The organism is Duganella fentianensis (assembly GCF_009857835.1).
Taxonomy (GTDB): Bacteria; Pseudomonadota; Gammaproteobacteria; order Burkholderiales; family Burkholderiaceae_D; genus Rugamonas; species Rugamonas fentianensis.
In genome coordinates this window covers 295,655-321,083 of the sequence record NZ_WWCL01000004.1, presented here as the reverse complement: position 1 = coordinate 321,083, position 25,429 = coordinate 295,655, and the positions used below count along the sequence as shown (strand labels likewise).

Sequence of the window (25,429 nt, the reverse complement as noted above, 5' to 3'; positions counted from 1 at the left end):
ACTGCCTCCTGAAGTCTTTGCCCCTATGCTGTTTCAGCCGCTTTTACCGCTTCCGCGCGCGGGTTACGCGGATCCTGCGTCCAGTTCATATAAGGCTTGCCTGTGTTCTGCGGCACCATGGTGATGCAGCCTTGCACCGGACAAGTGATCTCGCACAGATTGCAGCCTACGCATTCTTCCTTATTGACTTCGTAGGTACGCACACCGGCAGCATCGATCAGCTGGTTGATCGACTGGTGCGAAGTATCCTCGCAAGCCACATAGCAGCGGCCGCACTTGATGCAGTCATCCTGATTGATCTGGGCGATGACCTGATAGTTCATGTTCAGGTATTTCCAGTCCGTGGTGTTCGGCACGGCCTTGCCGACGAAATCACTGATGCTGCTGTAGCCCTTCTCGTCCATCCAGCGCGACAGGCCATCCTTCATCTGTTCGACGATGCGGAAGCCATGCAGCATGGCGGCCGTACAGACCTGCACGCAGCCTGCGCCGAGCGCCATGAATTCGGCCGCATCGCGCCAGTTGCCGATGCCGCCAATACCCGAGATAGGGATGCCACGAGTGGCCGGATCGCGCGCGATTTCCGCCACCATGTTCAGCGCGATCGGTTTGACGGCGGAACCGCAGTAGCCGCCGTGCGTGCTGGCCCCGCCCACAACAGGGAAAGCCACCATCTGATCCAGATCGAGATGGGTGATGGAGTTGATGGTATTGATCAGCGAGACGGCATCGGCACCACCAGCCTTGGCAGCGCGGGCCGGTGCACGGATGTCGGTGATATTCGGCGTAAGCTTGACGATTACGGGCAGTTTGCTGTGCGTCTTGCACCAGCGCGTCACCATCTCCACGTACTCGGGCACCTGCCCTACTGCTGCGCCCATGCCCCGCTCCGGCATACCGTGCGGGCAGCCGAAATTCAGTTCGATACCGTCAGCGCCGGTCGCTTCCACTTTCGGCAGAATATCGGCCCAGAGTTTTTCTTCGCACGGCAGCATCAGCGAGACGATGATGACGCGATCCGGCCAGTCCTTCTTCACCTGGGTGATTTCCTGCAGATTCACTTCCAGCGGACGGTCGGTAATCAGTTCGATATTGTTAAAGCCTATCACCTCGCGGTTCTTGCCGTAGTGCGCAGAATAACGCGAAGAGACGTTAACAGCCGCCGGGTCTTCGCCCAGCGTCTTCCACACCACGCCACCCCAGCCAGCTTCGAAGGCGCGTACCACGTTGTAGGCTTTGTCCGTTGGCGGCGCCGACGCCAGCCAGAACGGGTTGATGGATTTGATCCCGCAGAATTCTATGCTCAGGTCAGCCATTATTGGGCCTCCGCTTTCAGTGCGTTGATATCTTGGTGGATGGCGATGGCCGCCAGTTTGCCGTGCTGTACCGCCTGCACGGTCAGATCCTGCCCGGGCGCCACACAGTCGCCGCCAGCGTAGATACGTGGCAGCACTGTGCGGAACTGATCGTCGACGTGGATTTTGTCACCGTCGCGTTTCAGCGTCTTCGCCAGTGGATCACTGATGCTCGTTTCGTCCATACTCTGACCGATGGCTTTGAAGATGGCGTCTGCCGCAATCTCGAAAGTCTCACCCGTGCCAGCCAGACGGCCGTTGTTCATGGCAGTTCGTTCGAAGCGCATACCGCGCACACGGCCGGCATCGTCCAGCAGCACCTGTTGCGGCTGGGCCCACGTGCGCATGCGTACCTGATTTTCTTTGGCGATGTGCTGCTCGTGTTCCGTCGCGCTCATCGCTTCGAAGCCACGGCGATACACCAGCGTGACTTCTTCCGCACCGAGGCGCTGGATCTGCACCGCCATATCGATGGCCGTGTTGCCAGCACCAATGACGATGGCGCAGGAAGGTACGGGCAGGCTGGTCAGATCATCCGTCTGGCGCAGCGCTGCGATATATTCCACTGCGGCCAGCAAGCCCGGCGCATCTTCACCCGTCAGGCCCAGCTGCTTGCTGGTGCCCAGACCGAGGCCGAGGAACACGGCGTCATACTGCGCATGCAGGTCCTTCAATTGCAGATTGCCGCCCAGGATCTGGCCATGACGGATTTCGATGCCGCCTATCTGCAGCAGGAATTCCACTTCCTTCTGCGCGAAGTTATCGGTCAGCTTGTACTTGGCAATGCCGTACTCATTGAGGCCACCGGATTTTTCCCTGGCTTCGAATACCACCACATCATTGCCCAGCATGGCCAGGCGGTGTGCGCACGACAGCCCTGCCGGACCGGCGCCCACCACGGCGATTTTCTTGCCCGTGCTGGCAGCACGTTTGAACGGATGTTCGGCAAACGACATGTGATCGATAGCGTAGCGCTGCAGCAGGCCGATCTTGACGGGCTGACCTTCCGCATCATGGTTACGCACGCAGCTATCCTCGCACAGGATTTCGGTCGGGCAGACGCGCGCGCAACTGCCGCCGAGTATGTTCTGCTGCAGGATGCCGGCCGCAGCACCATTCACGTTACCGTCATGGATGTTGCGGATGAAGGCGGCGACATCGATCTCCGAAGGACAGATGCGTGTGCAAGGCGCATCGTAGCAATACAGACAGCGAGCACTTTCTATCGCCGCCTGTCGTTCGTTGAGTGCGGGCGCCAGATCGGTGAAGTGTTTAGCCAATGATTCATTGGCTTCCTTGGGATGCGGTATGTATTTGAGAGATTCGATCATCATGGTTTCCGTGAGATTTATTTCATCTGTGGGAATGCAAATTCTGCGCCAGCGCTAGCCGTATTTGGCCAGCGCTGCATCACAGCTTTATGCCTTGTATAGAAGCGCACACCTTCAGGGCCGTAAGCGTGATGATCGCCAAACAGGCTACGCTTCCAGCCACCAAAACTATTGAATGCCATCGGCACAGGCAGCGGTACATTCACGCCCACCATGCCTACCTGAATCTGGCGCACGAATTCGCGTGCCACGCCGCCATCGCGCGTGTAGATCGCCACACCGTTGCCGTACTCGTTGCGGTTAATCAGCGCTACTGCGGTACCCACATCCGGTGCGCGCAGCATGCACAGCACGGGGCCGAAAATCTCTTCTTTGTAGATCGTCATGTCAGGCGTGACATGATCGAACAGCGTGCCGCCCACGAAGAAGCCGTTCTCACGTCCGGGCACCACATAGTTGCGGCCATCCACCACCAGCTTGGCGCCCTGCTCCACGCCTTCGCTGATCAGGCGCTCGATACGCTGCTTGGCGGCGCTCGATACCACCGGCCCCATTTCGGCATCGGCCGCCATACCATCGCGCACTTTCAGTGCAGCAGTGCGCTTTGCCAGTGCATCGACAATCTTGTCGCCAGCATCGCCTACCGCCACGACCACCGAGATGGCCATGCAGCGCTCGCCAGCCGAACCATAGGCCGCACCCATCAGCGCATCGACCGTCATCTCCATATCCGCGTCGGGCATCACCACCATGTGATTCTTGGCGCCGCCCAGTGCCTGCACGCGTTTGCCGCTGGCGCTGCCGCGTGCATAGATGTATTCGGCAATCGGGGTCGAGCCGACAAAGCTCACAGCCTGCACCACCGGATGGTCGAGCAGCGCATCGACCGTGACCTTATCACCCTGTATCACATTGAATACGCCGTCAGGCAGACCGGCTTCCTTGAGCAGCCTGGCATGCAGCAGCGAAGGCGAAGGATCGCGCTCGGAAGGCTTGAGCACAAAGGTGTTACCGCAAGCGATGGCAACGGGGAACATCCACATCGGCACCATCACGGGGAAGTTGAACGGCGTGATGCCGGCCACCACGCCCAGCGCCTGTCGCATCGACCATGCGTCGATGCCGCGCGAAATCTGGTCGGTAAATTCACCTTTCAGCATCTGCGGTATGCCGACGGCGAATTCCACCATCTCGATACCGCGTGCCACTTCGCCCTGCGCATCGGCAAAGGTCTTGCCATGTTCGCGCGTCAGCATGGCGGCAAATTCGTCGGTGTGCTGCTGGCACAGTTGCAGGTATTTGAACAGCACGCGCGCCCGTGTCAGCGGCGGCGTGGACGACCATGCAGGGAAGGCAGCTTCCGCTGCACGCACGGCAGCATCCACTTCATCCGTCGTACCCAGAGCCACTCTGGCTACCGGTTGCCCCAGCGCGGGGTTGAACACGTCCGCATAGCGGCCGCTTTGCGTATCGACTGCCACGCCGTTGATGTAATGGGTAATCGTATCCAGAGTGCTCATAGGTTTCTCTCGCTAATTTCTCTTTATGCGTTCAGCCCAGCAGGCTGTCCGCGTCAACATAGGTATAGCCCAGACCATGCGCCACCGCTTCGTAGGTGACATGACCCAGACAGACATTCAAACCATTCTTCAGATGCGGGTTGGCTTTGAGTGCTTTCTGCCAGCCCTTATCCGCCAGTGCCACCGCGTGTGAAATGGTGGCGTTATTCAGTGCAAAGGTAGAGGTGCGCGCCACTGCGCCCGGCATATTCGCCACGCAGTAATGCACCACACCATCTACTACAAAGGTCGGCTGCTCGTGGGTCGTAGCATGCGAGGTTTCAAAGCAGCCGCCCTGATCGATCGCAACGTCCACCACCACCGCACCGGACTTCATGCGGGCGATCATTTCCCTGGTCACCAGCTTGGGGGCTGCCGCGCCGGGCACCAGCACGCCGCCTATCACCAGATCCGCATCGAGCACGGCCTGTTCGATGGTGTGGGCATTCGAGTACAGCGTGCTGATACGGTTGCCAAACACCAGATCGAGCTGGCGCAGCCGGTCTACGTTTTTATCGAGGATGGTCACGCGTGCGCCTATGCCTACCGCCATCTGCAAGGCATTGGTACCGACCACACCGGCGCCGATAATCACCACATGGCCTGCTGCCACACCGGGCACGCCGCCCAGCAACATGCCCATGCCGCCTTTGGATTTCTCCAGATGGGCAGCGCCAGCCTGTATCGACATGCGCCCCGCCACTTCGCTCATGGGCGCCAGCAAAGGCAGGCCGCCGTTAGGTCCCGTGATGGTCTCGTAGGCGATGCAGACGGCGCCCGATTCCACCAGCGCGCGGGTCTGCTCGGGGTCCGGCGCAAGGTGCAGATAGGTGTACAGTATCTGCCCCCTGCGCAGCATGGCGCATTCTTCCGGCTGCGGTTCCTTCACTTTGACGATCATCTCGGCGCGGGCAAAAATCTCGCCCGCCGTCTCGACGATGCTGGCACCGGCGCCTTCATACATGGCATCGGCTAGGCCGATGGCCGCGCCGGCATTCTTCTGCACCAGAACCTGATGACCACGCAATACGAGTTCCTTCACGCTGGCCGGGGTAAGGCCGACGCGGGACTCCTGGTTTTTGATCTCTTTTGGGACACCTACCAGCATGCTGTTCTCCTTGTGTGACTGGCTTAGCGACTACGCCAGATTTTTGAGGACCGTCGTGAGTTTTCCAAACAGTTCATCGATATGTTTTTTCTCCAGTATCAGAGGTGGCGACAGAGCGATGATGTCGCCGGTAGTACGAATCAGGATGCCGTCCGCAAAGGCCTGCTTGAAGGCGGCGAAAGCGCGCGCACCGGGCTTGCCGGGAATAGGTGCCAGCTCGATGCCGGCAATCAGGCCTATGGTGCGGATGTCGATCACATGCGGCAGTCCCTTGAGCGAGTGCACGGCGTCGGCCCAGTATTCGGCCAGACCGGCAGCGTTCTCGAGGATCTTCTGTTCCTTGAACACTTCCAGCGTCGCCAGCGAAGCGGCGCAGGCCACCGGATGGCCCGAGTAGGTGTAGCCATGGAATAGTTCGATGCCGGCCGGTGCTTCCATGAAGGCGTCGTAGATATGCTTTTTGGTGAACACGGCACCCATGGGGATCACGCCATTGGTCAGGCCTTTGGCAGTGGTCATCATGTCCGGTTCCACATCGAAGTAGTCGGAGGCGAATGGCGTGGTGAGGCGGCCAAAGCCGGTAATCACCTCGTCGAAGATCAGCAGGATGCCGTGCTTGGTGCACAGTTCGCGCAGGCGTTTCAGATAGCCTTTAGGCGGAATCAGCACGCCGGTGGAACCGGCTACCGGCTCGACGATCACGGCAGCGATGGTGGAAGCATCATGCAGCGCGACGATGCGTTCCAGTTCATCGGCCAGCTCGGTGCCGTATTCCGGTTCGCCGCGCGTGTAGGCATTCTTCTCCAGATTGTGCGTATGCGGCAGGTGATCGACGCCGGGCAGCATCACGCCATACGGCTTGCGGTTGCCGGCGATGCCGCCTACCGAAATGCCGCCAAACCCCACGCCGTGATAGCCGCGCTCGCGCCCGATCAGACGGGTGCGGCTGGCTTCACCACGGGCCTTGTGATAGGCCAGCGCAATCTTCAGCGCCGTATCGACGGACTCGGAACCGGAGTTGGTGTAGAACACCTGACCGAAACGGTGGTTGGTGTATTCCATCAGCTGTTCGGCCAGATCGAAGGCGGCCGGATGGCCCATCTGGAAGGTCGGCGCAAAGTCCAGCTGCCCCACCATTTCGCGCACGGCGGCGACGATCTTGGGCTGGGCGTGACCGCAAGGTACGCACCACAGACCGGCCGTACCATCGAGGATGCTGTTGCCATCCACGTCCTTGTAGTACATGCCTTGCGCCGACACCAGCAGCCGCGGGTGGGCCTTGAAGTCGCGGTTATTGGTAAATGGCATCCAGAAGGATGCCATCGATGCTGGTCTGGACTCGTTCATGCTCATCTCCTGTTGTACGGCTCGCGTTCGAAACGGGGCTTTTTGACAAACCGTAAAAAAATTTACCAGTTGGCAAAATGATGATGCAATAATAGACAGCGCAACAATGATGGCACAGATACACAAATATCAAAACTGTCCAACCGTACAGGTAGCAAAAACATTACAGTTACGTTTTACGTCAGGGTGCACGGCACAGGGAGTCAGGCATGGAAGCTGGGAATGGGCAGCAGGAAAACGCATCGGGCGCCGCCCGTGCTTCCGCCTGGCCCGTCGTGCCCATAGAGCGCCAGCGCAAAGGGGGCCTGGTTGATCAGATCGTGGCGGCGATTAGTGCGATGGTGGCGGCGCGCGAGTTGCGCGTCGGTACGAAAATGCCTTCAGTCCGGCAATTTGCCAAGTGTAATGGCATCAGTACCTTTACAGTTGTGGAATCCTATGACCGCCTCGTGACACTGGGGCTGTTGTCATCGCGCCGCGGTTCCGGCTATTTCGTGGCCAGACAGGACCTGCCGGCCACCCTGCTACCCTCCACCATCCACGCCATTCCGAATGCCATCGATGCGCTCACGCCCGATCTGTATTCAGGCGTATCGGAAGCACTCCCCGTGGGCGCAGGCTGGCTGCCGCCGGACTGGTATGGCGAAGACACCATCCTCGATGCGGTGCGCCACGCCATGCGCATTCCCGCCAACCGCCTGCGCGGCTATGGTCATCCGCTCGGTTTCCCTTCGCTGCGCCAGCATCTGGCCACCACGCTCGGCGATGAACTGTTCCCTATCGAAGCCGACCAGATACTGCTGACCCATGGCGCCACCCACGCTTTCGATCTGATCCTGCGTACCCTGACCAAGCCGGGCGACACTGTGCTGGTGGAAGATCCCGGCTACAGCAACCTGCTGTCGCTGATCCGCCACCATGGCTGCATCGCCGTCGGCATCCCCCGTGGCGAACAGGGGCTGGATATGGAAGCGCTGGCGAAACAGGCGGCCCTCACCCAGCCCAAGCTGATGTTCGTGAACACCGTGCTACAGAATCCGCTCGGCACCTCGCTCAGCGTGGCACAGGCGCACCGCCTGCTGGGCATGGCCGAACAGTTCGACTTCTGGCTGGTGGAAGACGATATCTACCGCGAACTGGCACCGCGCGGCGAAGCTTCGCTGGCGGCCATGGATGGCTTGCGCCGCGTGATCCGCGTCGGCAGTTTTTCCAAGACCCTGTCGCCGGTGCTGCGGGTCGGTTCTATCTGCGCTTCCGCGTCGCTGCTGCCGGAACTGCTGCGCGTGAAAATGCTGGCCGGCCTGACCACTTCCGAAATCAACGAGCGCGCCGTGTACCACGCCATCACGGCGCGGCCCTACAAGCGCATGGTGGATAAGCTGATCGGCCAGCTCGACGCAGGGCGCGAACGCACCATCGACGGTCTGGCCAGCGTGGGCGTGACGCCGATCGCGCGGCCGCGCGGCGGCATGTTCGTCAGCGCCGGCTGGCCTACCGCACCGGACGCGGAATGGAACGGCAAACTGATCGCCGATCTGGCGCTCAAATCCGGCATCCTGCTATCGCCGTGCGATTTCTTCCTGCTGCGCACACCGGAAACCATCTGGTTCCGCTTCAACGTCGCCTATGCCGACCACCCTCAACTGCTGACCTTCCTGAAACAACTATGTCGACCATAAAGCCCACTACGGAAGCAGCGCCGAAAATCAAACGGCGCGTACTCAATCGCGACAAGCTGGAAGCGGACATCGCCGCAGTCGCAGTCAGGGTATTTGCCGAATGCGGCTATGAAGGCACTTCGATTGCTGCCGTGGCAGAAAAAGCCGGGCTGTCGAAACAGAATCTGATGTACTACTTCCCCACCAAGCAGGCGCTCTACCAGCGCGTGCTCGATGAAGTGCTGGACGAGTGGCTGGAGCGGATGGAGCATCTGGCCGCGGAAGATCAGGAACCGGCCGAAGTGCTGCGCACCTATATACAGGCCAAGCTGAAGTTCTCGCGCGAACAGCCGTGGGCGTCACGCGTGTATGCAATGGAAGTGATCAGCGGCGCGCAGTTATATGGCACCCAGATCCAGCGCCGCGTGATTCCGCTGCTGCGCAAGGATATTGAAGTATTCGAGAAGTGGATCGCGGCGGGCAAGGTGGCGCCGATTAACGCCACCCATCTGCTGTTTGCCATCTGGGCCATGACCCAGTCCTACGCCGATTTCTCGGCGCAGATGGCACTGGTACTGAACCGCAAACAGCTGACCAAAAAGGATTTTGACGATGGCGAGCAAGCCATCGTCAACATGGTGCTGGCCGCGATCAGCGTGCCGCAGCGCGCTGACGCCGGCGCGCCATAAAGCCGACCACGCCCAGACCGGCCAGCAGCATGGCATAGGTTTCCGGTTCCGGCACGGGTGTCATAAAGCCGGTCACTGTCGTAGGTTTGAAGTAATGATTGGCGTTGATCTGTACCGAGGACAGCCAGTTATCCACCACCACATTGCCATTGATGACACCACTACCGCCGTTGACGGTGGCCAGTGGCGCCAGCACGTTGGCCGTCAGGCCCGTATGTATGCCCAGGTCTTTAGCCTGATAGAAGTTGAACAGCACATTGTACTTCTCGAAGCCCTGATAGCCGCCATAAAACGCGCCCGAAGTGCCGGTGATGTTAAAGATCAGGGTAGAACCGCTGCTGAGGTCGCTGAAGTTAAAGTACGTCACGCTGGACAGGGTTTTGGCATCGATATCGATCACTTCAACCTTGCTCTTGCTGCCAGTGATGTTCAGACCGCCCCACTGCACTGTAGCGCTGCCCGTGGTGGCTAGCGTGGACAGCGAGTTCGAAGTCGATTTCAGCTGGGTCGCGAGGGCCGTCAGATTCGCCGGTGCGTTGGCTGCGCCGGTCTGGATTTTTTTGCCATACACGTCGACCGACTGGGTCACATTGGCCGTGCCGCCTACATAGGTATTGCCGTTCTTAATCGAGCCGCTACTGAAATTCAAATTGCGGCCAGCGATGAGGGAATAACCGCCGTAAGCATCAACATTCTTGTCGTTGACAGAATAGTTGCTTAACTGGACATCGCGCCCCGCCAGTATTGCACCTTCCACGTCTGCACTGGGAGCTTTGAAATCCGTCAGCGCAAAAACATTGGCGCCATGCAGGTTCAGATCAACCACGCCGGCTTGAGCGCTACCAGCAGCTGCCACGGTCATGCAGGCAAGTGCCAGCGCGGAATTGAACACTACTTTCATCTGAAATTCCCTCAAAGAAATTTAACTTACTTCGAGGATAGCACATAAAATTTCCGTGTGGAATTATTTTCCACTCGGAAATTAAAATGTGCATATTTTCAGAATTTTGTACTTTTGCTCTTATTGCTTGCGGCGACGCGCCAGCGCACCTACCAGCCCCAGCCCGGCCAGCAGCATGGCATAGGTTTCCGGCTCCGGTACCGGGGTCGTCGGGATCGTACCGTCAAAGCTCTGCAGGTGAATTTCGGCCGCCTGGTTGAGTGCCTTGGCAAATACGCCGCCTTCCACATTGGCTTTGCTCAGATTGTTGAACGTGCCATCGGCTACCAGCAGCTGGCCGCCAAAGGTGGCACCGACTGTGACACTCTCGGCACCGGCAAAATTCCAGATCAGCTTGCTACCCAGCGCCTGTGCCGAACCGCCCAGGAAGTTGGCCGAGACGCTGAGATTCTTGTCATTGGTATTGAAAATCACCGTCGAGGCGCCGTGCAGATCGAACGCGAACTCGGACGTCGTGGACGAGAAGATGCGGCTATCGAGCGTGGTCAGATCGAACACCAGCACACCATTGGCGGCCGTACCGCGGAAGGTCACCGTGTGGTCGCCATTGCTGAAGTCCACCTGGGCAGTATTGCTACCGTGCAGCGCCGACAGCTGGCTGGACAGGCCCGTCATCACATTGCCAAAATTGGTCGAGGTGGACGCGGCCAGCGTGCTGTTCATGGTGGCCGTTGGCGCGCCCAGCACTTTGCCATTCAGATTCATATTGTTATAGCTGGCAGCATGGATCAGGTTACCGAAGTTGACGTTGTCGGCGCTGCCCACCGCCCAGGCATTGCCGCTCAAGCTAGACGAGCTGACGTTGCCGCCAATATAGCTTTCACCCGAATTCACCGTGATGCCCTGCACGTCGCCGCCCACCACCATGCCCAGGCCATTCACGTGAGCACCACCGCTGAGCTTGCCGCCTACGGTCAGACCGGCATAAGCCGAGGCCGGCGTATCGTTGGGATGCTGCACATAGTCGCCGCCCACCACATTGCCGCCCACATAGCTGCGGCCATCGACGTGCGACGTCGAATTCACGTCGCCCGTTACCACCACATTAAATTGTTGCAGCATCTGCTGTGCAGTCAGCGGCGCAGCATAAGCGCTGCTGGAAATCAGGGCGGCGATGGCCATGGCAAAACGGGTAGGCTTCAGCATGAAATTCTCCATTCAAAGAGGCCGTGCGCCCCGTGCGCCAGCCGAAATTGCTATTTTATAAGCATAATTGCCATTTGTACACCGCCTGTTACAAATCTACCATGACTAGTCAGCAACATATAAACTGGGCTAAGCTGGCATGTCTGCCCACAGCCCGCTTGCACCATGCCTGCTTTCCTGCCCGTCCAGTTACACACGCCACGCCTGACCCTGCGCTTTATCGGCGCCGAAGATACCGGCGCCATGTTCCAGCTGTTTGCCGATGCCGACGCTGTGCGCTACTGGAGCTGTCCGCCCTGGCAGGCCATGACGCAAGCCAGCGACTACGTTGCCCAGACACTGCAGGGCTATGCCGACGGCAGCAGCCTGCGCTGGGCCCTCGTCAATCAGGACCATGCCGTGGTGGGCGTGGTCACGCTGTATCATTTCGACCGCCAGAATGCGCGCTGCGACGTGGGCTATATGCTGGCCCGTCCCTACTGGGGCCAGCGCTATATGCAGGAAGCACTGGCCGCCGTGTTCGACTACGGCTTCGGCCCGCTGGCTCTGCATCGCATCGAAGCCGATATCCATCCCGACAATGCCGCTTCCGTGCGTCTGCTGCAGAGCCTGCATTTCCGGCTGGAAGGCCATCTGCGCGAGCGCTGGTTCGTCGCTGGCGAAATCTCTGACAGCCTGATCCTCGGCCTGCTGGCGCGCGACTGGCGCAGCGCGCGCGAGCGCCCTGCAGACTGAGCGGGCCAGCCCGGTTTACCATTCGTCGGCGCTTTTACCGTACTTATCCCTCAGAAACAACCGTTGATCGTATCGCGCTCCCCGACGCAAAACCGCTTTGCTAAAGTAACTCCATCGCAAACAAAACAGGAGTCGCATCATGAAAAAGATCACCGCTCAATCTGTCTACAATTTCCTCGAAGAAGTGCTGCAAGCTTTCGTGCGCGTGGCCCGCTTCGGCGGCCGTCTGCTGCGCCGCATGTCACCCCAGGCCATCCTGGCTGCTGCCCTGCTGCTGTCGCTGATCGTCGCTGTCCTGCCGCTGGCGCTGGTGCTGTTCGTGGTGTTCATGGTGTTCAAGGTCATGGTCGGTGCCAGCTTCATTCACGGCCGCCGTGATCCGCACTTCAAGGACATCAACTAATGGCCAAGTCGCGTCTGGCACAGAGCAGCTACGCCAACGCCAAAGGTCTGCTCGACCTGATCCGCGAAATCGGCGAAACCGCCGTGGCGATCTGGTGGCGCTTCTTCGACTGGCTGGCCCAGGTCGAGTGGCGCAAGCTGATCATCGTGTGGGTGCTGTTGCTGCTACTGGGCCTGACGCCGTTCGGCCTGTCGAAACAGGCTGTCGCTTTCATCATGCTGTCGCTAGGCCTGAAAGTGCTGGCCGGCGGCAAACGCAAGGCCGAACTGGAAGCTCTGCATGCCCACCATCAGGCCGACGAGGAAAGCATGGAGCGGCGCGTGGTGGAAGCGCGCATGGCCGCCCTGCAGGCACAGGTGGAGCCGCACTTCCTGTTCAACACTCTGGCCCTGATCGGCCAGCTGATCGAAACGGATCCGCCCCAGGCCGCGCGCATCCACCAGAACCTGATCGACTATCTGCGCGCCACCCTGCCGCAGATGCGCGCTGCCGGTGCCGGCACGCTGGGCCGCCAGATCGAAATGTCGCGCGCCTATCTGGCCATCATGCAGGCCCGCATGGGTGCCCGTCTGGCTGTCTCGATCGACGTGCCGCAGGAAATGCTGAGCGCCACCTTCCCCGTCATGACGCTGCAGATTCTGATCGAGAACGCCATCAAGCACGGGCTGGAACCGAAGATCGCCGGTGGCCGCATCGATATCCGCGCCAGCGTCGATCAGGGCGTGCTGCAGGTGGACGTGCTCGACGATGGCGTAGGCTTCAATCTGCATGCAGCCGACGGTATAGGTCTGGCCAATGTGCGCGAACGCCTGCGCATCCTGTACGGCAACCGCGCCCAGCTGGTGCTGGAAGCACCGCTCACAGGCGGCACCCGTGCCAGCGTACGCCTGCCCTATGCGCCCGACATCTTTGCCGGAGCAGCCAAATGAACCAGTCCGCCAGCAGCCAGCGCGTGACCGCCCTGATCGCCGACGACGAAGCGCCCATGCGCGCCCAGTTGCGCGCCCGCCTGCAGGAAAGCTGGCCCGCGCTGGATATCGTGGCGGAAGCGGCGAACGGCGTGGAAGCAGTGGAACTGGCCACGCAACACGAGCCGGACATCGTCTTCCTCGATATCCGCATGCCCGGCATGTCCGGCATCGAAGCGGCGCGCCTGCTGTTCAACCGCTGCCATCTGGTATTCGTCACGGCCTACGACCAGTACGCCATCGAAGCGTTCGAACAGGGTGCGCTCGATTACCTGCTCAAGCCCGTCGGCGGCGAGCGCCTCAAAACCACCTGCGCACGCCTGCAGGAACGGGTCGGCAGCCAGCCGCAGGACATCACGCGCCAGCTCGGTGCCCTGCTGGCCCAGCACACGGCGCAGCCGAAACGCGAATACCTGCGCTGGATACAGGCACAGGTGGGGCAGAACCTGCGCATGATCAGCACCCGCGAAATCCTGTATTTCCAGGCCGATGAAAAATACACGCGGGTACGCACACCGCAGGGCGAAGTGCTGATCCGCAAACCGCTGAAAGAGCTGGCCGAGGAACTCGACCCCGATGAATTCTGGCGCATCCACCGCTCCACACTGGTACGGGTGGACGCCATCGATTCGGTGGGGCGCGATCTGCGCGGACGCCAGATGGTGAAAGTGAAAGGTGCAGACGAAGCGCTGGAAGTAAGCCGCGGCAACACTCATTTGTTCCAGCAAATGTAATCAGCCCTGCCCCCGCATCGGGCTATACTGCTTGCGCTACGTCGAGTATATCCATTCTAACCACCTACTGGAGAGTAATATGGACAGCATACCCAAGACCACGCTATGCAATGTCGTGCCCTGCATGCGCTACCGCGACGCACCTGCCGCCATCGACTGGCTATGTACTACCTTCGGCTTCACGGCCACGCTGGTCGTACCGAACGAAGACGGCAGCATCGCCCACGCCCAGCTAGGCTTTGGCAGCAGCATGATCATGCTCGCTTCGGTGGTCGATACGGAATATGGCCGCCTGCTCAAACAGCCGCAGGACATCGGCCAGTTCGTCACCCAGAGTACCTATCTGGTAGTCAATGATGCCGACACCGTGTACGACCGCGTACGTGAAATGGGTGGCCAGATAGTGCTGGATATTCAGGATGAAGATTACGGCGGCCGGGGCTTTACCTGCCGTGACCCCGAGGGCCACATCTGGAGTATAGGAACTTACGATCCGGCGCAGGCACTCAGTTCGCTGGCCAGCAGCTGATCGGCCACGGCCACAGGGCGTATCCGGATCACGTCGCGGTACAGCGGCGGCATGGCTGCGCACAGCTGTTCCAGTGCCGCGTCCGACAGGCGCGGCAGTACGTACTGGAACTGGGCCGGATTGTAGATGGGTAGCGGCCCTTCCATGGTAGAACCATAAGCGCCCAGATTCATGAAACTCAGGGCGCTGTCATCCGGTCCCAGCGCAAACACAAACGTGCCTTCTTTCGGGTGGCCCAGATACTGCTGCACTTCCTGCTGGCGTTCCGGCGTAGCACCGGCCATCAGCTTGTAGCGTAACTGGGCGTAGGCGCGGGTGGTTTCCATGAAGGCGCTGCGGATACCGGACTGGCTCAGACGCCCGCTCATACACAGCAGCAGATTGCCGAAGCCGTCCAGCAGCGCCACCGCATCGCCAGCGCCGCCATGTTCGCGGTCGCGCTGCATGGCCTGCCGGAGGAAGGGCGCCAGCCCCGCGTCGGGCTGCTGCGGCATGCAGCGGTGCGTGAGCGCATCGGGATACAGCTGCTTGAGGCCCTGCACGATGGCATGGTCGGCTGGCAGCGTGGCAGGATCGCGCAGCTGCTCGCGCGGCAGATCATTCTGGAACAGTGCCAGCACGGCTTCCGAGGTGGCTTCGAACACCAGCGAGCACAGCGCCTGGGTCGGTTCCGCTATCGTCTTACCGATGAAGAAGGACTTGGGGGCGGCACCGGATGCACTGCGCCGGTAGGACGAAGCGCCCAGCACCGCCGGATAGCTGAAACTGGCGGCTGCCTGCGTCCGCAACGCTGCCGGCAGTGCAACGAAGCTGGCCGCGCCGTCGTAGTTGATGCCGGCGCTGAGGTCGGGCGCCGCCACCAGCACATTGAAACCGGCCGCCAGTATCGCCCCGGTACACATACAGCAGGGATCGAGCGAAGTCACGATGGTGACGTCGCACGGTGCCGGCAGCACCGCACCACGGGCTTTTTCTGCGTAGTACCAGTCGATCAGCTGGCGTTCGGCATGGGCGGTCGGATCGAAAATCAGGCCCTGCTTGATCACATTGCTGTGCACGGACTGCAGCACGTTGCCGTGCTGGTCCAGCATCAGGCCGCCGACTCCGAAGGTACCCTGAGTCTTGGCGCTGATGGCTTCTGCCGCAGCAATCGCCACGGCAGCTTGCACATCGATGGTTTTCTTGTAGGCCATGCCGGATTTCTTCTACGTTTTACTGCGTCATCACTTCTTCAGATCGGCGCCACCAAAAGCGTTGGGCAATTGCGCCGCCGCCGTGGTTTCGAACACATCGCCTTTCAGATTGGTCAGCAGCACGGGCAGCTCGTTACCGCCCAGTTCCAGTATCACCTGACGGCAGGCGCCGCATGGTGCAATCGGGCCTTCCGTTTCGCCGATCACTGCCAGCTGGGCGAAATCACCGGGCTGGTAGCCTTCAGCGATGGCGCTGAAGAAGGCAGTACGCTCGGCGCAATTGCACAGACCATAGGAAGCGTTCTCCACATTACAGCCATGGAATAACTTGCCATCGCGGGTCAGCAGCGCTGCCCCCACCTTGAAATTGGAATATGGCGCATACGCCTTGAGCCGCGCCACGGCAGCAGCAGCAATCAGTTCCTGTTTATTCATCTAGCGTCTTTCCGTTTAAGGGCGAATGGTACGATAAATTACCGGATTGGCAGCCGGTGCCAGGGCACTGATCTGGTAGGCCGCCTGTACTTCACGCACGGCCTGGTCGGCCGCTTCCTGTGTGCGCGCATGCACCATGGCCAGCGGCTGGCCCGCTTCCACCTTGTCGCCCAGGCCGACCAGATCGGTCAGACCCACCGCGAAGTCGATCGGATCGGCGGCACGGCGACGGCCACCACCAAGGCTGACCACGGCCAGACCCAGACCACGGCAATCCGTGCTGCTGGCATAGCCTGCGCTCAGGGCAGGTGCCGGCACCACGATAGGCGCGCGTTCCAGATGGCGATCGGGATTTTCCATCAGATCGGCCGGGCCACCGAGTGCCACCACCATGCGGGCAAAGCGCTCCGCTGCGCTGCCGTTATCGAGGCAGGCCTGCAGCTTGGCACGGGCCTCCGTTTCGTTGGCGGCCAGCTTACCGAGCACCAGCATTTCGGCGCACAGCGCCATGGTGACTTCATGCAGACGGGCCGGACGCGAACGGCCGCTCAGGTAGTCGAGCGCGCCGCGCACTTCGATGGCGTTGCCCGCATACGGTGCCAGCGATTCGTTCATATCGGTCAGGATGGCCGAGGTCATCATGCCGGCACCATTACCCACTTTGACGATGCTGTCGGCCAGTTCCACCGATTTTTCGTAGGTCGGCATGAAGGCGCCGCTGCCCACTTTCACGTCCATCGCCAGTGCATCCAGACCGGCCGAAAGTTTTTTCGACAGGATGGAGCCGGTAATCATGGCCACCGATTCCACCGTTGCCGTCACATCGCGCACGCCGTAGAAGATCTTGTCCGAAGGTGCCAGCGACGAGGTCTGGCCGATGATGGCCACGCCCACTTCTTTCACCACTTTGCGGAACAGCGCATTGTCCGGCACCGTCGTATAGCCGGGGATGGAATCGAATTTATCCAGCGTGCCACCGGTGTGGCCCAGACCGCGACCGGAAATCATCGGCACATAGCCGCCGCAAGCTGCCACCATAGGGCCCAGCAGCAGCGACACAACGTCGCCCACGCCGCCGGTCGAATGCTTGTCGACGACGGGGCCGTTCAGATCGAGCGAGCGCCAGTCCAGCACTTCGCCCGAATCACGCATGGCCAGCGTGAAGGCCACGCGTTCGTCCATCGTCATATCGTTGAAGAATACGGCCATCGCCAGTGCGGCGATCTGGCCTTCGGTCACGCGGTTGGAGGTAATCCCGCCTACAAAGAACTGGATCTCTGCGGCACTCAGTACACCGCCGTCACGCTTCTTGCGTATGATCTCTTGAGGTAAAAACATGGAACACTCCACTGGTATAAGGTATTGAAAGCACAAAGGCGGGTCCGCAGACCCGCCCTACTTTGCCGCTTTTATGCGGCGCTGGCAGTCCTTGGCGGCTTAAACGCCGTAAGGAATCCAGATATTTTTTACTTGCGTGGCGTGGGCCAGCACGGCACGGCCACCGGCTTGCGCCGTGCTGTACCAGTCGCGGCCTTTGGCGCCACCTACCCAGGTACGCTTGAGCGAACCAGCCGACAGGCGCTCCACTTCGGCGCAACCGGCGGCCGAACCATCGTGGCGCCACACGGCATCGATATCGCTGTGAGTCGCCAGCGTGCGCGCCAGCTCGTCCGCGCTGCCGGTGATGATGTTGACCACACCACCCGGCAGATCGGAAGTATCGAACACCTGATACAGATCGGTGGCCGACAGCGGATGGGCTTCCGACGGCACTACCACCACGCGGTTGCCCACGGCGATGGCTGGTGCTACCAGCGAGATGAAGCCCAGCAGCGGTGCTTCGTTCGGGCAGACGATGCCGATCACGCCGATCGGTTCATTGAGTGCCACGGTAATGCCGTGCATAGGCGGCTGGTGTGCCAGACCGTCGTATTTGTCGGCCCATGCAGCGTAGTAGAACAGACGCTCGATGGATGCCTGCACTTCTTTTTCGGCATTGCGGTCGCCCGTCATGGCGGCGATGCGGGCAGCGAATTCGTCGGCACGTGCCGCCAGATTTTCGGCGATGTAGTACAGCACTTGCGCGCGATTGTGGGCCGTGGCCTTGCTCCAGCCGCCAGCTTTGTGCGCGGCTTCGACAGCGTTGCGGATGTCCTTGCGGTTGCCTTCGCCCACTTCGGCGATGAAACTGCCATCCACGCCGTTGATGGCGCGGCTGTAGGCGCCGTCAGGGCGGGCCTGTTTGCCGCCGATGTACAGCTTGGCCGTACGGTCGATAGCGAAACCGCCGCCGGTCGCCAGCGTGGCCTTGGCTTTGGCCTTGCCTTGCTCCGGCTGTACCGGTGCGGCAGGACGGGCATCTTCGGCCAGTGCCGTCATGTATTCGTACATGCCTTCGCGGCCACCTTCGCGGCCATAGCCCGATTCGCGGTAGCCACCGAAGCCGCAAGCGGCGTCGAACTGGTTGGCAGTGTTAATCCACACCACGCCAGCCTTGATCTGCGGTGCCATGTCCAGCGCCAGCGAGATGTTCTCGGTCCACACGCAGGCAGCCAGACCATACACAGTGTTGTTGGCCAGTTGCACAGCTTCCGGCGGGGTGCGGAAGCTCATCGCCACCAGCACCGGGCCGAAGATTTCTGCCTGCGCTACCGCAGCGGACGTGGATGCGCCGGTAATCAGGGTAGGCGGATACCATGCGCCATTGGCAGGGATTTCGCACGCTGGCTGGTACACGGTGCAGCCTTCGGCGCGCGCCGACTCTACCAGACCGGCAATACGCTGCTGCTGGATAGGATCGACCAGTGCACCGATATCCATCGACTTGTCCAGCGGCGAACCGAGGGTCAGCTTGTCCATGCGGGCGCGCAGCTTGGCAAGGAATTTATCCTGCACGGATTCCTGCACCAGCAGGCGCGAACCGGCGCAGCATACCTGCCCCTGATTGAACCAGATCGAATCGACCAGACCTTCGACCGCAGCATCCAGATCGGCATCGTCGAACACGATGAATGGCGACTTGCCGCCCAGTTCCAGTGACAGCTTCTTGCCGCTACCGGCGCTGGCCTGACGGATCAGGCGACCGACTTCGGTCGAGCCGGTAAAGGCCAGCTTGTCGATGCCCGGATGGGTGACGATGGCTTCACCTACGCGGCCGTCGCCCGTAACGATGTTGACCACACCGGCCGGTACGCCAGCCTGTACGCAGATCTCGGCGAACAGCATGGCAGTCAGCGAAGTGAATTCGGCTGGTTTGAAAACGATGGTATTACCGGCTGCCATGGCAGGCGCGATTTTCCATGCCAGCATCAGCAGCGGGAAGTTCCACGGCACGATCTGGCCCACCACGCCCACGGCGCGGTAGTCGGCAAATTCTTCCGCCTGCAGCTGGGCCCAGCCGGCGTGGTGGTAGAAGTGACGCGCCACCAGCGGCAGATCGACATCGCGGGTTTCGCGGATGGTCTTGCCGTTGTCCAGCGTTTCCAGCACGGCGAACAGGCGCGCGTGCTTCTGCATCAGACGGGCCAGTGCGTACATGATCTTGGCGCGGCCATGACCGCCCAGTGCCTGCCAGCCCGGCTGCGCAGCGCGTGCTGCCGCCACGGCGCGATCGACGTCGCTGGCGGTGGCCTGCGTCAGGTCGGCCAGCTTGCTGGCGTCGGCCGGATTGATGGAGGCGAACAGCTCACCTGCTTCGCTCCATTGGTTATTGATGAACAGGCCGAAGCTACGGCCATGCTGGTCCAGCCATGCTTGCGCTTCTTTCGTGCTTTCGGGTGCAGGGCCGTATTCCATGGTGTTGAGGATCTCTTTAATTGATGGCATGACGTGTCCGATATTCTGTAGGCTAAGGTGCGCGCTGAATGCTTATGGCAGCGCGTGACGATGGGCGGCCGAGTAATTGCCGGTCACATAGTGCTCGAGCTGACGTTCGATGTCGGTCAGCAGGCTGGAAGCACCAATACGGAACAGGTGCGGCTGCAGCCACTCATTACCCAGTTCTTCTTTCATCAGCGTCAGGTATTGCAGCGCAGCCTTGGCCGTGCTCACGCCACCGGCTGGCTTGTAGCCGATCTTGAAGCCGGTCTGCTCGTGGTAGTCGCGGATCGCACGCACCATAGTCAGCGATACAGGAATGGTGGCGTTGACAGGTTCCTTGCCGGTCGAAGTCTTGATGAAATCGGCACCAGCCATCATGCACACCCACGACGCTTTCGCGACGTTTTCCAGCGTCACCAGTTCACCGGTCGCCAGAATGGCTTTCACGTGGGCTTCGCCGCAGGCTTTGCGGTAGGCCAGCATTTCGTCGTACAGCGCCTGCCAGTTCCCCGTCAGCACGTGCTGGCGGGTGATGACGATGTCGATCTCGGTAGCGCCAGCAGCGACCGACAGTTCGATCTCGCGCACCTTGGTTTCCATGCTGGTGAGGCCAGCCGGGAAACCGGTCGAAACGGCAGCAATCGGCAGACGGCCTTGCAGCACCTGCACGGCCGGTTTGATCATCTCGTGATACACGCATACGGCGCCAGTGGTCAGCGGGTAGTCCTGCAGGCCCATGGCTTCCACCAGATCGCTGCGCAGCGGGCGCATGGCCTTCATGCACAGGCGCTCCACACGGCCCGGCGTATCGTCGCCGGACAGCGTGGTCAGGTCGATCAGGCCGATGGCCTTGATCAGCCATGCTGCCTGATATTCCTTCTTCACCGTGCGGCGATTGGCCAGACTGGCAGCGCGACGGTCGGCTGCACTCTTGTTGATGTGGATGTGATTGATCCAGCCCAGATCGAGGGGGACCGCTTCGTTGCGCTTGAAGTCGGAGATGATGGTCATAACAGATTGCTTCCGTTGGAAAGTGGTTTGACGCCGAGGTGGTGGGCCAGAGTCTGGCCGATGTCGGAGAAGGTTTCGGAAATCGGCAGTGCCTGCGGCTTCACCTGCGGGCCGAAGAAGATCATCGGAATGTGCTCGCGGGTGTGGTCGGAACCGGGCCAGGTCGGGTCGCAGCCATGGTCGGCGGTCAGTACGACCAGATCGCCCTCCTTCAGACCAGCCATGAATTCCGGCAGACGCGCATCCATTTCGCGCAGCGCCTGCGCGTAGCCGTTCACGTCGCGGCGGTGACCGAAAGCCTGATCGAAATCGACGAAGTTCACAAAGGTCAGCGACTTGTCGCCGGCTTCCTGCTGTACTTTCAGCAGCGCGTCGAACAGCGCCATATTGTCCTTGCCCTTCACCACGCGCGAAACGCCCTGCGCTGCGAAGATGTCGCTGATCTTGCCCAGCGCGATGACTTCGCCACCATCGTTCTTGACGTGATCGAGCAGCGTCGGCGCCGGTGGCGCAACTGCGTAGTCGTGACGGTTGGTGGTGCGGGTGTAGTTGCCGTTGGCGCCCAGGAATGGACGGGCAATCACACGGCCGATGTTATACGGTTCGACCAGTTTGAAGGCGATCTCGCACAGTTCGTAGAGGCGCTCCAGACCGAACGATTCTTCGTGCGCCGCGATCTGCAGCACCGAGTCGGCCGAGGTGTAGATAATCGGTTTGCCGGAAGCGACGTGTTCATCACCATGCTTGTTGATGATTTCCGTGCCCGAAGCGTGGCAGTCGCCGAGGAAGCCCGGCACCTTGCCCAGTTCCTGCAGCTTTTCCGTCAGCGCAGCCGGGAAGGATGGTACCGTTTTGGGGAAATAGCCCCAGTCGAATTCCACCGGCACGCCGGCGATTTCCCAGTGACCGGACTGGGTATCCTTACCGGTCGAGCGTTCGCGCGACGCGCCATAGGCCGCCGTAAAGCCTTCGCGCTGGTCAAAGCCTGCCGCCCACTGGCCGCTGGCCAGTTGCGCTGCTGCTGCCAGCCCGAGTTTTTCCAGTGTGGGCAGGGCCAGCGGCTGGCCGCCAGCGGCGATGCGCTCGGCGATATGACCGAAGGTGTTGGCACCCGCGTCGTTGTATTTCGCTGCGTCTGGCGTAGCGCCCAGACCGAAGGAATCCAGCAGCAGAATAAATGCGCGTTTCATGTTTTCCAGCTCCTCAAATGCAAAGGGGCGGACTAGCCGCCCCTCGGGGTTGTTACGCCTGCTGCGTTTTGGCGACGTTGCTCAGGAAAGCCAGAATCACGTCGATCAGCGAGGTCGCTGCCACGGCAGCATATTTCAGCGTCTGTTCATGCGACAGCGGGAACGGCGACAGGCCTTCGGCCAGATTGGTAATCGCCGAAACGCCCACTACCTTCAGGCCGCAGTGACGGGCCGACACCACTTCCGGCACTACCGACATACCGACGACATCGGCGCCCAGCGTCTTGAAGGCGCGGATTTCGGCCGGAGTTTCGAAGTTAGGACCGGCGTAGGCGATGTACACGCCCTCGTGCAGCGTCACGCTCTTCTCTTTGGCCGAAGCGTGCAGCAGTGCGCGCAGGTCGGCATCGTAGGCATTGGCCATGCTGAAGAAGCGCGGACCGAAACGCTCGTCGTTCGGGCCCATCATCGGGGTGCCCGGCAGGAAGTTGATATGGTCGGTCAGCGCCACCAGCGAACCGGCGTCCACTTCGGTGCGCAGCGAACCGGCCGCATTGGTCACGAACAGCATTTCGCAGCCCAGCAGCTTGATGGTGCGCACGGCGCTGGTCATCACGCCCAGACCATAGCCTTCGTAGACGTGGCCGCGGCCCTTCATGCACACCACATCGACGCCCGCCAGCGTGCCGATCACCAGTTCACCGGCATGGCCGTGCACGGTGCTGATCGGGAAGCCCGGCAGTTCGTCGTAGCTGATGGTGACAGGATTGCTCATCTGTTCGGCCAACACACCCAGACCGGAGCCCAGAATCAGGGCAACACGTGGTTTGAAACCGGCAGGAAGACCAGCACTAATACGGGCACGAATAATGTCAGCAGCCTGGAATGGGGAATTGTTCGACATGAAGATCCTCTAATTTTAGGGAAGCCCGCGCGGGGCACAGCATGGGACTGAAGCCGACACTATGCATCATCGGCCATATGTATGGCAAATACCATTTTTCTTACACATTTATACGAATTACATATAAATCAGGAGTATTATGTGGATCAGTATTGACGCCAGCAAGCGGGATTGACGCTATATGAACAAATGTTTAAACTAGCAAACAATTGTTTAATCAGCCGGAATCCGCCGCTGCATTTCCGGCCCTACACTGCATCGCCATGTCCGACGCCTCTAAAAAAGACCAGTTATATCAGCTGATCCGCGCCAATCCCTTCATTTCGCAGCAGGATCTGGCGGTGGAATTGCGCCTGTCGCGTTCCGCCGTGGCTGGCCATATCGCCAGCCTGATCCGCGAACGCCGCCTGCTGGGGCGCGCCTATGTGCTGCCCGACAAGCGCCCTGTACTATGTATAGGCGCTGCCAATCTGGACCGCAAGCTGCGCAGCATCGCGCCACTGCAGCATGGCACCTCGAATCCGGCCACGGCGGAAGAAGTGCATGGCGGCGTGGCACGCAATATTTCGGAAAATCTGGCCCGCCTCAACCTGCCGGCCGCCCTGCTCACCGCCTTTGGCGATGATGCCGCCGGCCGCACCCTGCAGGATCAGGCCGAGCGCGCCGGTATCGATACGCGCGGCAGTCTGAAGCTGTCCGACACGGCCAGCGGCACTTACACCGCGATCCTCGACGAACGCGGTGAACTGGTACTGGCGCTGGCCGATATGGCCCTGTACGACCGCATCACCCCGGAATTCCTCACCAGCCGCCAGCCGCTGCGCGCTTCCGCCGCCATGACGGTGGTGGACCTCAACCTGCCGCACGCCAGCGTGGCCCTGCTGCTGGAAAGTGCGCGCGCCGACAATGTTCCGCTGATCGTCATCGCCGTCTCGCAGCCCAAGATGAGCCACCTGCCGGCCGATCTGCGCGGTCTGCGCCTGCTGATTCTCAACCGCGGCGAACTGGAAACCCGTGTGGGCCGCGCCCTGCCCACGGAAGCCGACGTGCGCGCCGCCTGCCAGAGCGTGCAGGCCGAAGGTGCGCAAGACCTGATCGTCACCTGCGGCAGCCATGGCGTGTACCACACGCGCGGCACGGAGCTGGTCTGGCTGCCGGCCCATCAGGTGGAAGTGGTGGATGTTACCGGCGCCGGCGATGCCTTTTCGGCGGCCGTGTGCTGGTCGCTGTATCAGGGCAGCCAGGATCTGACGCTGGCCTGCCGCCGCGGCCTGAAAGTGGCCGCCATGACGCTGGAGACGCAGGACACGGTATCGCCCATGCTGGCCGCGGACGTGCTGGACGAAATCCACGACTTCGATCTGTCGGCGGACTACCATCCGCCCCTCTTCCCAAATCAGTCTTAAACCGCAGTCTCAAACCGTAAGGAACACTCATGCAGCAGTTTCTGCTCTATTCGCCGGAAGTAGCCGCCGCCCGCGCCGCCGGCAAAGCCATCGTGGCACTGGAATCGACCATCATCTCGCACGGCATGCCCTACCCGCAGAACGTGCAGATGGCGCGCGAAGTGGAACAGATCATCCGCGCTGCCGGTGCAGTACCGGCCACCATCGCCATCATCGATGGCAAGATCTGCATCGGCCTCAATGACCAGCAACTGGAACTGCTGGGTACTTCGCCGGACGCCATGAAAGTCAGCCGGCGCGACCTGCCCTTCGTGCTGGCACAGCGCAAGCTGGGCGCCACCACCGTCGCCGCCACCATGATCTGCGCCGAACTGGCCGGCATCAGCGTGTTCGTCACGGGCGGCATAGGCGGCGTACACCGCGGCGCCGAAACCAGCTTCGACATCTCGGCCGACCTGCAGGAACTGGCCCACACTTCGGTCGCCGTGGTCTGCGCGGGTGTCAAATCCATCCTCGATATCGGCCTCACGCTGGAATATCTGGAAACCTACGGCGTGCCGGTGGTGAGCGTGGGCCAGCGCGGCTTCCCTGCCTTCTTCACGCGCGAGAGCGGCTTCAATGCCGACTTCCAGCTCGATACGCCAGCCGAACAGGCAGCCTTCATCCACACCAAATGGCAGCTGGGCCTGAAGGGCGGCGTGGTGGTCAGCAACCCGGTACCGGCGGCCGAAGCGATGCCAAAAGCGGAGATCGACGCCATCACGGAACAGGCTTTGCAGGAAGCCGACGCGCAAGGCATTACGGGCAAACAGGTCACACCTTTCCTGCTCAGCCGCATCAAGCAGCTGACCGATGGCCGCAGCCTCGCCACCAACATCGCACTGGTCAAGAACAATGCGCGCTGCGGCGCCGCACTGGCACTGGCCATGCACGCGCACCAGAACTGAA

Annotated in this window: 23 protein-coding genes; 9 read left to right on the top strand and 14 right to left on the bottom strand. The window is 60.9% G+C overall.

Annotation, left to right across the window (positions count from 1 at the left end):
- Positions 1–23 precede the first annotated feature (23 nt).
- The 5 genes from preA to aptA are packed head-to-tail and all read right to left on the bottom strand — an operon-like array spanning position 24 to position 6,700.
- The gene (gene preA, locus GTP23_RS18495) at positions 24–1,316 is read right to left on the bottom strand and encodes an NAD-dependent dihydropyrimidine dehydrogenase subunit PreA (RefSeq protein WP_161036470.1); all 1,293 of its coding nucleotides are present in this window, start codon (positions 1,314–1,316) and stop codon (positions 24–26) included.
- A complete protein-coding gene (locus GTP23_RS18490) occupies positions 1,316–2,689 on the bottom strand; it encodes an NAD(P)-dependent oxidoreductase (protein ID WP_161036469.1) in 1,374 nt (457 codons plus the stop codon). Before GTP23_RS18490 ends, preA begins: the two co-directional genes overlap by 1 nt.
- A gap of 14 nt (positions 2,690–2,703) precedes the next feature.
- On the bottom strand, positions 2,704–4,206 hold the full coding sequence (locus GTP23_RS18485; protein ID WP_161036468.1) for a CoA-acylating methylmalonate-semialdehyde dehydrogenase: 1,503 nt from the start codon (positions 4,204–4,206) through the stop codon (positions 2,704–2,706).
- Between the two features lie 31 nt (positions 4,207–4,237).
- Positions 4,238–5,353: an alanine dehydrogenase gene (ald, locus tag GTP23_RS18480; protein ID WP_161036467.1), complete on the bottom strand. Its 1,116-nt coding sequence runs from the start codon at positions 5,351–5,353 to the stop codon at positions 4,238–4,240.
- 30 nt (positions 5,354–5,383) lie between these two features.
- On the bottom strand, positions 5,384–6,700 hold the full coding sequence (aptA, locus tag GTP23_RS18475) for an omega-aminotransferase AptA (RefSeq protein WP_155434429.1): 1,317 nt from the start codon (positions 6,698–6,700) through the stop codon (positions 5,384–5,386).
- Positions 6,701–6,909: 209 nt separating this feature from the next.
- On the opposite strand from aptA, the gene GTP23_RS18470 reads away from it, so the two are divergent.
- Positions 6,910–8,379, top strand: a complete 1,470-nt coding sequence (locus GTP23_RS18470) for an aminotransferase-like domain-containing protein (RefSeq protein WP_161036466.1) — start codon at positions 6,910–6,912, stop codon at positions 8,377–8,379.
- On the top strand, positions 8,367–9,047 hold the full coding sequence (locus GTP23_RS18465; protein WP_161036465.1) for a TetR/AcrR family transcriptional regulator: 681 nt from the start codon (positions 8,367–8,369) through the stop codon (positions 9,045–9,047). The genes GTP23_RS18470 and GTP23_RS18465 overlap by 13 nt, the downstream gene beginning before the upstream one ends.
- On the opposite strand, the gene GTP23_RS18460 is transcribed toward GTP23_RS18465, so the two are convergent.
- Together GTP23_RS18460 and GTP23_RS18455 are read right to left on the bottom strand one after the other, a co-directional pair.
- Positions 9,010–9,948, bottom strand: coding sequence for a choice-of-anchor A family protein (locus tag GTP23_RS18460; protein ID WP_202412253.1), 939 nt, complete (start codon positions 9,946–9,948; stop codon positions 9,010–9,012). The two genes, GTP23_RS18465 and GTP23_RS18460, sit on opposite strands and share 38 nt — an antisense overlap.
- A 120-nt stretch (positions 9,949–10,068) precedes the next feature.
- A complete protein-coding gene (locus GTP23_RS18455; RefSeq protein ID WP_229256168.1) occupies positions 10,069–11,154 on the bottom strand; it encodes an FxDxF family PEP-CTERM protein in 1,086 nt (361 codons plus the stop codon).
- Positions 11,155–11,319: 165 nt separating this feature from the next.
- Between GTP23_RS18455 and GTP23_RS18450 the strand changes: the two genes are divergently transcribed.
- The 5 genes from GTP23_RS18450 (at position 11,320) to GTP23_RS18430 (ending at position 14,523) form a co-directional block, all read left to right on the top strand.
- A complete protein-coding gene (locus GTP23_RS18450; protein ID WP_161036464.1) occupies positions 11,320–11,889 on the top strand; it encodes a GNAT family N-acetyltransferase in 570 nt (189 codons plus the stop codon).
- Positions 11,890–12,028: 139 nt separating this feature from the next.
- Complete coding sequence (locus GTP23_RS18445; RefSeq protein WP_161036463.1) at positions 12,029–12,292, top strand: hypothetical protein; 264 nt, start codon at positions 12,029–12,031, stop codon at positions 12,290–12,292.
- Positions 12,292–13,221 carry a sensor histidine kinase gene (locus GTP23_RS18440; RefSeq protein ID WP_161036462.1) on the top strand — a complete coding sequence of 310 codons (930 nt, stop codon included), beginning with the start codon at positions 12,292–12,294 and terminating at the stop codon, positions 13,219–13,221. The genes GTP23_RS18445 and GTP23_RS18440 overlap by 1 nt, the downstream gene beginning before the upstream one ends.
- Positions 13,218–13,994 carry a LytR/AlgR family response regulator transcription factor gene (locus GTP23_RS18435; RefSeq protein ID WP_161036461.1) on the top strand — a complete coding sequence of 259 codons (777 nt, stop codon included), beginning with the start codon at positions 13,218–13,220 and terminating at the stop codon, positions 13,992–13,994. The genes GTP23_RS18440 and GTP23_RS18435 overlap by 4 nt, the downstream gene beginning before the upstream one ends.
- Positions 13,995–14,073: 79 nt before the next feature.
- Entirely contained in the window at positions 14,074–14,523 is a 450-nt protein-coding gene (locus tag GTP23_RS18430) for a VOC family protein (RefSeq protein WP_161036460.1), read from the top strand.
- Here the strand turns inward: GTP23_RS18430 and GTP23_RS18425 are convergent.
- The 7 genes from GTP23_RS18425 to xapA all read right to left on the bottom strand — a co-directional run bounded on the left by GTP23_RS18425 (position 14,481) and on the right by xapA (position 23,075).
- Positions 14,481–15,716 (bottom strand): cytidine/deoxycytidylate deaminase family protein, encoded by a 1,236-nt coding sequence (locus GTP23_RS18425; protein ID WP_161036459.1) that lies wholly within the window; start codon positions 15,714–15,716, stop codon positions 14,481–14,483. The genes GTP23_RS18430 and GTP23_RS18425 overlap by 43 nt on opposite strands.
- Positions 15,717–15,746: 30 nt before the next feature.
- Positions 15,747–16,151, bottom strand: a complete 405-nt coding sequence (locus tag GTP23_RS18420; protein WP_161036458.1) for a cytidine deaminase — start codon at positions 16,149–16,151, stop codon at positions 15,747–15,749.
- 15 nt (positions 16,152–16,166) lie between these two features.
- On the bottom strand, positions 16,167–17,489 hold the full coding sequence (gene deoA / locus GTP23_RS18415; protein WP_161036457.1) for a thymidine phosphorylase: 1,323 nt from the start codon (positions 17,487–17,489) through the stop codon (positions 16,167–16,169).
- A 99-nt stretch (positions 17,490–17,588) separates the two neighbouring features.
- Complete coding sequence (locus tag GTP23_RS18410; protein WP_371866946.1) at positions 17,589–19,976, bottom strand: aldehyde dehydrogenase family protein; 2,388 nt, start codon at positions 19,974–19,976, stop codon at positions 17,589–17,591.
- A gap of 42 nt (positions 19,977–20,018) precedes the next feature.
- On the bottom strand, positions 20,019–20,981 hold the full coding sequence (deoC, locus tag GTP23_RS18405) for a deoxyribose-phosphate aldolase (RefSeq protein ID WP_155434418.1): 963 nt from the start codon (positions 20,979–20,981) through the stop codon (positions 20,019–20,021).
- Entirely contained in the window at positions 20,978–22,171 is a 1,194-nt protein-coding gene (locus GTP23_RS18400; protein ID WP_161036456.1) for a phosphopentomutase, read from the bottom strand. The genes deoC and GTP23_RS18400 overlap by 4 nt, the downstream gene beginning before the upstream one ends.
- Positions 22,172–22,223: 52 nt before the next feature.
- Positions 22,224–23,075: a xanthosine phosphorylase gene (gene xapA / locus GTP23_RS18395; RefSeq protein ID WP_161036455.1), complete on the bottom strand. Its 852-nt coding sequence runs from the start codon at positions 23,073–23,075 to the stop codon at positions 22,224–22,226.
- A 263-nt stretch (positions 23,076–23,338) separates the two neighbouring features.
- Between xapA and GTP23_RS18390 the strand changes: the two genes are divergently transcribed.
- A complete protein-coding gene (locus GTP23_RS18390; protein WP_161036454.1) occupies positions 23,339–24,481 on the top strand; it encodes a carbohydrate kinase in 1,143 nt (380 codons plus the stop codon).
- 29 nt (positions 24,482–24,510) lie between these two features.
- A complete protein-coding gene (locus GTP23_RS18385) occupies positions 24,511–25,428 on the top strand; it encodes a pseudouridine-5'-phosphate glycosidase (protein ID WP_161036453.1) in 918 nt (305 codons plus the stop codon).
- Position 25,429 lies beyond the last annotated feature (1 nt).

Coding starts and splice junctions, on each gene's coding strand:
- preA (WP_161036470.1), bottom strand. CDS start 1,316: ATGGCTGACCTGAGCATAGAATTCTGCGGGATCAAATCCATCAACCCG.
- GTP23_RS18490 (WP_161036469.1), bottom strand. CDS start 2,689: ATGATGATCGAATCTCTCAAATACATACCGCATCCCAAGGAAGCCAAT.
- GTP23_RS18485 (WP_161036468.1), bottom strand. CDS start 4,206: ATGAGCACTCTGGATACGATTACCCATTACATCAACGGCGTGGCAGTC.
- ald (WP_161036467.1), bottom strand. CDS start 5,353: ATGCTGGTAGGTGTCCCAAAAGAGATCAAAAACCAGGAGTCCCGCGTC.
- aptA (WP_155434429.1), bottom strand. CDS start 6,700: ATGAACGAGTCCAGACCAGCATCGATGGCATCCTTCTGGATGCCATTT.
- GTP23_RS18470 (WP_161036466.1), top strand. CDS start 6,910: ATGGAAGCTGGGAATGGGCAGCAGGAAAACGCATCGGGCGCCGCCCGT.
- GTP23_RS18465 (WP_161036465.1), top strand. CDS start 8,367: ATGTCGACCATAAAGCCCACTACGGAAGCAGCGCCGAAAATCAAACGG.
- GTP23_RS18460 (WP_202412253.1), bottom strand. CDS start 9,948: ATGAAAGTAGTGTTCAATTCCGCGCTGGCACTTGCCTGCATGACCGTG.
- GTP23_RS18455 (WP_229256168.1), bottom strand. CDS start 11,154: ATGCTGAAGCCTACCCGTTTTGCCATGGCCATCGCCGCCCTGATTTCC.
- GTP23_RS18450 (WP_161036464.1), top strand. CDS start 11,320: ATGCCTGCTTTCCTGCCCGTCCAGTTACACACGCCACGCCTGACCCTG.
- GTP23_RS18445 (WP_161036463.1), top strand. CDS start 12,029: ATGAAAAAGATCACCGCTCAATCTGTCTACAATTTCCTCGAAGAAGTG.
- GTP23_RS18440 (WP_161036462.1), top strand. CDS start 12,292: ATGGCCAAGTCGCGTCTGGCACAGAGCAGCTACGCCAACGCCAAAGGT.
- GTP23_RS18435 (WP_161036461.1), top strand. CDS start 13,218: ATGAACCAGTCCGCCAGCAGCCAGCGCGTGACCGCCCTGATCGCCGAC.
- GTP23_RS18430 (WP_161036460.1), top strand. CDS start 14,074: ATGGACAGCATACCCAAGACCACGCTATGCAATGTCGTGCCCTGCATG.
- GTP23_RS18425 (WP_161036459.1), bottom strand. CDS start 15,716: ATGGCCTACAAGAAAACCATCGATGTGCAAGCTGCCGTGGCGATTGCT.
- GTP23_RS18420 (WP_161036458.1), bottom strand. CDS start 16,151: ATGAATAAACAGGAACTGATTGCTGCTGCTGCCGTGGCGCGGCTCAAG.
- deoA (WP_161036457.1), bottom strand. CDS start 17,489: ATGTTTTTACCTCAAGAGATCATACGCAAGAAGCGTGACGGCGGTGTA.
- GTP23_RS18410 (WP_371866946.1), bottom strand. CDS start 19,976: ATGCCATCAATTAAAGAGATCCTCAACACCATGGAATACGGCCCTGCA.
- deoC (WP_155434418.1), bottom strand. CDS start 20,981: ATGACCATCATCTCCGACTTCAAGCGCAACGAAGCGGTCCCCCTCGAT.
- GTP23_RS18400 (WP_161036456.1), bottom strand. CDS start 22,171: ATGAAACGCGCATTTATTCTGCTGCTGGATTCCTTCGGTCTGGGCGCT.
- xapA (WP_161036455.1), bottom strand. CDS start 23,075: ATGTCGAACAATTCCCCATTCCAGGCTGCTGACATTATTCGTGCCCGT.
- GTP23_RS18390 (WP_161036454.1), top strand. CDS start 23,339: ATGTCCGACGCCTCTAAAAAAGACCAGTTATATCAGCTGATCCGCGCC.
- GTP23_RS18385 (WP_161036453.1), top strand. CDS start 24,511: ATGCAGCAGTTTCTGCTCTATTCGCCGGAAGTAGCCGCCGCCCGCGCC.